Annotated in this window: 6 protein-coding genes; all 6 read right to left on the bottom strand. The window is 62.3% G+C overall.

Annotation, left to right across the window (positions count from 1 at the left end; all coding sequences use genetic code 11):
• Positions 1-1,742 (bottom strand): flagellin (locus C935_RS13460; protein WP_018862847.1); only part of this gene is annotated, 1,742 nt, incomplete at its 3' end.
• A 275-nt stretch (positions 1,743-2,017) separates the two neighbouring features.
• Entirely contained in the window at positions 2,018-2,395 is a 378-nt protein-coding gene (locus C935_RS0112605) for a flagellar protein FliT (protein ID WP_018862848.1), read from the bottom strand.
• 48 nt (positions 2,396-2,443) lie between these two features.
• A complete protein-coding gene (gene fliS / locus C935_RS0112610) occupies positions 2,444-2,857 on the bottom strand; it encodes a flagellar export chaperone FliS (RefSeq protein ID WP_018862849.1) in 414 nt (137 codons plus the stop codon).
• A gap of 38 nt (positions 2,858-2,895) precedes the next feature.
• Positions 2,896-4,263 (bottom strand): flagellar filament capping protein FliD, encoded by a 1,368-nt coding sequence (gene fliD / locus C935_RS0112615; protein WP_018862850.1) that lies wholly within the window; start codon positions 4,261-4,263, stop codon positions 2,896-2,898.
• Positions 4,264-4,482: 219 nt separating this feature from the next.
• A complete protein-coding gene (locus tag C935_RS13235) occupies positions 4,483-4,902 on the bottom strand; it encodes a flagellar protein FlaG (RefSeq protein WP_231367718.1) in 420 nt (139 codons plus the stop codon).
• A 76-nt stretch (positions 4,903-4,978) separates the two neighbouring features.
• Positions 4,979-5,083: flagellin (locus tag C935_RS13450; protein WP_255349368.1), on the bottom strand; the 105-nt coding region annotated here is incomplete at its 5' end.

Raw genomic sequence — 5,083 nt, forward strand, 5'->3', positions numbered from 1 at the left:
AGGGCCAGGGCGTTCTGCGGGACCGCATTCGCCTGCGACAGCACCGAGGTACCGGCCTGCTGCAGGATCTGTGCCCGGGTCAGCTCGGCCGTCTCGGTCGCGAAGTCCGCATCGCGGATACGGGACCGGGATTCCTCCAGGTTCTCCGAGGTCTGCGTCAGGTTGGAGATCGTCGACTCGAAGCGGTTCTGGATCGCCCCGAAGTCACTACGGATGTCACTCACCGCGGTCAGCGCCGAGTCCACTCGCTCGATCACGTTGTTGGCGTTGGCGACCGTCAGCACATCCACATCGCTGAGATCACCGTCAGCCTCGACCGTGTCCGCGCCGAACATGGCTTCGCCCTGAGTACCGGAGAAGGTGATGCTGTTTGGCGAGATGATGCTCATGTTGCCGTCATCATCCAGGGTCACCCGACCGTTGTTGCCGATCGCGGCGGAAATGGCATCCGCCAATTCCTGCTTGTCGCTGTACTCACCGTCCGCGACGTTGATCACGGTGCCGTCCTCATCATCGCCGAAGCGAATGCCGAAGTCGCCATCCACGGTGAAGGTATCGCCTTCCTCGCCATCTTCACCAGCCTCGCTGGTGCCGTCATCGAACAGGGCGGAAGAGAAGCTGGAGGCGTCCGAAATGACCGGCGCATCCACGCCATCGCCCGTGTCGGCGGTGGCGATCTCGATCCCGTCATCGGTGGCGGAAACCACATAGTCGCCACCCAGCTGGTCCTGGATCGCCGCCGCCATGTCATCCAGGGTGGCGTAGCCGTCAGCGCTGTCCAGCGTCACGGCGTTGCCATCAACCTCGAAGCTCACCGTTCCATAGGAACCTTCTTCACTGGTTCCTACCGTAACGTCTCCCGCACCATCCCCAGAGACATCGGTTACGGCTACGGCGTCAATCGACTCGTCGTTGGTGATGGTGATGTTTCCACCACCTTCGTCAGTGACGGTGTACCCCGTAAGCTGACCTTCGATTGCAGCGGCCAAAGCTTCAAAATCAGCGTAATCGGCGTCGAGTGTGACCTCAGTGCCGTCAACTTCGAAGGTGACATTCTCGGAATCGAAGTCGGTGTTAGCGAACTCGAGCCCGATTGATCCTCCCACTTCCGCGGCGCTCAAATCCTCGCCCAGCAGAGCGGTCACGTCACCGGTCGTATAGGTGCCCGGCGTGGCATCGGTACCCTCGGTGATGAAGTCGGACAGATCGACTTCGGCTGTGGCCAGTGCACCGATCGCGTTCAGGCGGGTGCTGGACTCCAGGCTCAGATCGATGGTCTCGCCCACATTGGCGCCCACCTGGAACTTGGCATCCCCAAAGCTGCCATCCAGGATCTTCTGGCCGTTGAACGAGGTCTGGTCCGCAATCCGGTCGATCTCCTGCAGACGCTGCTGCACCTCGCGGTTGATCGCCTCGCGGTCGGAGTCGGAGTTGGTCGCGTTCGCCGACTGCACGGCCAGCTCGCGAATACGCTGCAGGTTGTTCTGCACCTCCTGCAGGGCCCCTTCACCGGTCTGAGCCAGCGAGATGCCGTCGTTCGCGTTACGCACGGCCTGGTTCAGACCGCGAATCTGCGTGGTAAAGCGCTCGGAGATCGCCAGCCCGGCGGCGTCGTCCTTGGCGCTGTTGATGCGCAGGCCCGAGGACAGTCGCTCAAGGCTCTGGGCAAGCGCGCCCTGCGAATTACCCAGATTACGCTGGGCATTCAGGGACATGATGTTGGTGTTGATGATCTGAGACATGGTCGTCCTCCCGAAAGACCTGTCGTACTCCCTCGACGGCTCTCGTCAACAGGACGACTCCGCTCCGTAGTCCATTAACGGCCATGGCCCCTTAATCTTTAACCTTGAAACAGGTATGGGTATGCACGGTGCGCCACTGCATCCAGCACCTTTTCGCCACACCCAGGACGGCGGGTTTTTACGGGTGACGGCTTGCAGACATGAAGCAGTTATTCAGCAATCCGGGGCGCGAATCGGCCGAGCACGGGACATCGGAGACGGAATGGTGCTACGCATCAGCCGCCCGGCTTCATCGGGCCGGAGCGCATGGTGTTGCGGCGGGTGGTCTCATAGGCGTTGGTGCCGCGCCGGCCGTCGCGCAGATCGCGTAGCTGGCGGCCGGCATCGGCGCGGCGTCTGGAAAGGTCCGGCAGGGTCTGCTGGTAGAAGGCCGACAGGTCTTCGAGCGCGCGGCGCAGTGTCGCGCCTGTGTCGTCGCGTAGCGGGACGGGCTCCTCGCCGAACGCGCGGTCGATCAGCACCCGTGCCTGCAGGTCCAGTTCCTCCAGGCGGTCCCAGTCTTCCTCCTGGAGCGCCTGGTCCATCAGGACGCGCACCGCCTGAACCGCGTCCTCCAGCGTGGCATCCGTTCCCGTATCGTCGCGTTTTGTCATGATCAGCGGACGACACCACGCGACAGGGGGGCGGTCAAGGCCTGCGGCTCAACCCGCCTTGCGCTGGCGCTGTTCGGGGGGGATGTCGTCCCAGCCCGCCTTGATCTCGCGCAGCAGCTTCGCGACCTCGTCCAGAGCCGCCGGGTCATTCTGCATATTGCCCTCCAGCAGGCGGCGGCTCATGTACTGATACAAAGCGTCGAGATTGCCGGACAGCTCGGGGTTGTGCTTGTGATCCAGCACCGCACGCAGTGACTCGACGATATCGATCGCCTTGCCGATCTTCTCGCCCTTCAGCCCCACGTTGCCCTGCTGCATCGCGCCTTTCGCCACGGCGATGCGCTCCAGAGCCCCCTCGAACAGCATCTGGATCAGCCGGTGCGGATCGGCCACCTGTGCCTCGGCCAAAGCGCCCGACTGCCGGTACTGGTTCACTGCCCGATTCGTCCCCGGTCCGTACATCTGCCTGTCTCCGTTATCCATTCACCGCTTGGCGGCGGTTATCGACGAGAGTTGTTGTTGGCCAGCGGCATATTGGCCAGCTGCCCCATCAGGAAATCGCTGCTGCTTTGCAGCCGGGCAACGGTCTGATCCATGCGCGAGAACTGTTGCACCAGGCGTTGCTCCATCTGCTCGATACGGTTGTCCAGTCGTTCACGGTCCTGCCCGATTCGACTCAGGTCGCTCTGCAACCCATCCGTACGCATCCGCAGAATACCTTCCGAACCCAGGAAGGAACTCATCACGTCGTTCATCCCGCCTGCGACCTGGCGCACCGTCTGCGTAACGTTTTCAAACCCGTCTTCCTCGACCGCCTGACGGAAGCGATCGGAATCGAAGCTCAGAGTCCCGTCGGAGTTTGTCGTGATGCCGAGTTCGGCGAACATGGTGTTGTTCGCTCCGGACACGTCGGCCCGCTGCATGAGTGCGGTGGACATCTGGCTCTGGATATTGCGTACCGTGCTGTCGCCCGTGAGGATCGAAGCCTGGCGTTCCTCCGAATCGTAGGCGGTCAGGTCGCGAATCTGCGAGATAATCGCGTTGTAGCTCTCAACGAAACCCGCCATCTGTTCGCGAAGGCCATCGCGGTCCTCGGATACCGTGACGTTCACCGGGCTGCTGGTCACCTGCCGCAACTCGATCTCCATACCCTCGATCGCGTCATCCAGCGTGTTGGAACTGCTGGTTACCGTCATGCCATTGATGGTGGCGATCGCATCGCGTGCCTCCTGGGTCTGCTCCAGGTTACTCGACGCCAGGCGCCCGATTCCCTCGTTGGATGGCTCCGGGTCGCCTTCCACCGTTACCGAAATCGTATTGTTCGCGCCCGTCTCGGTTGCGTTGAACACTAGGCGCGAGCCCTGCCCGTCGTTCACGATCGAGGCGGTCACACCCGCACCGGCAGCGTTCACGGCCTCGCGTACATCGCGCAAGGTGTCGCCTTCATTCACCTCGATCTGAAAGGACTTGCCGTCCCCCACCTGAATGTTCAGGGTGCCCGCCCCGACTTCGTCGTCGCGACTCTCGAATGCACCCGCCTGTGTGGCCAGCGACTGGGACTGTGCGAGCTGCTGTACTTCCAGCGACAGCCGGCCGTTGTCCGCCGTGCCATCGGTCGTGATCGAAGCGACCTCGTCGTTCGACATCTCGACGATCTGCTCCGGACGAAAGCGCGAAAGATCGGACATCGACTGCTGGGCCTGGTCGATACCGCTGCGCAGGGTGCCAAAGGCGGAAATCTGCGCCTCCAGCTTCTCCTCGCGCTGATTCATGCGCGATTCCCGCGGGGCCCTTTCCGCCTGGATCAACTCGCCTACCAGCTGATTCAGATCCAGGCCGGAGCCGACACCCAGTGAACTGATTGCCATAACGCTCTTACTCCTTGGTGCCCGGCGTCCCGAGCCCTCGTAACTGCGTATTACTACCCTTTACGACAGATTAGCCGAAATCTTGATGGTTCCCGCCGAAAATTTACCACGGCGCGCCCCTGCTTACCGGCGCACGCAGTTTCGCTCCCAAAAAAAGAAAAGCCGCACCCCAAAAGGCGCGGCCAAACGAAATGACACATTGCAGTTACAGCGTGGGCTTCAGGCCTTGTCCACCAGCCCGGTTCCTGTCAGCCCCTGCTCTTCCTGAAACTGCTCGACCAATGCCAGCACCGCTTCCGGAGGAATCTGGCGAATCACGTTCTCGCGGTCGCCGTCCATCACCGTAATGACGGTACGGCCGCTGACGTCATCCACCGAGAATTCGAGCGAACGCTTGCTGGACTGCAGGTACTCATTGATCGACTCCACCACCTTCTCGAGATCCGAGGCCTCGATCGGTGCGGGGGCGCGGGGCACCTCCGTGGATCGTTGCTCGGATCGGACCTCGCCGCCCGGATCGACGACGCGGCCCGAAGCACGAGAAAGCCCGGCGTCCAGGACCGGGCGACTGCCCGATTCCTGCCCGCGAGGGGTCATCAACGCTGGTGATGAAGTGACATTGCCCACCTGATCACTCATAGCACTGTCCTCGTCAGAGGGCTGGAGCGACCGGGTCTCCCCGGCCACTCCAACCTCGACCTACCTGGTTCCCTTCTTACTGCAGTAGGGCCAGGGCGTTCTGCGGGACCGCATTCGCCTGCGACAGCACCGAGGTACCGGCCTGCTGCAGGATCTGTGCCCGGGTCAGCTCGGCCGTCTC

Origin of the sequence: Thioalkalivibrio sp. ALJ3 (assembly GCF_000377205.1) — a bacterium.
GTDB lineage: Bacteria > Pseudomonadota > Gammaproteobacteria > Ectothiorhodospirales > Ectothiorhodospiraceae > Thioalkalivibrio.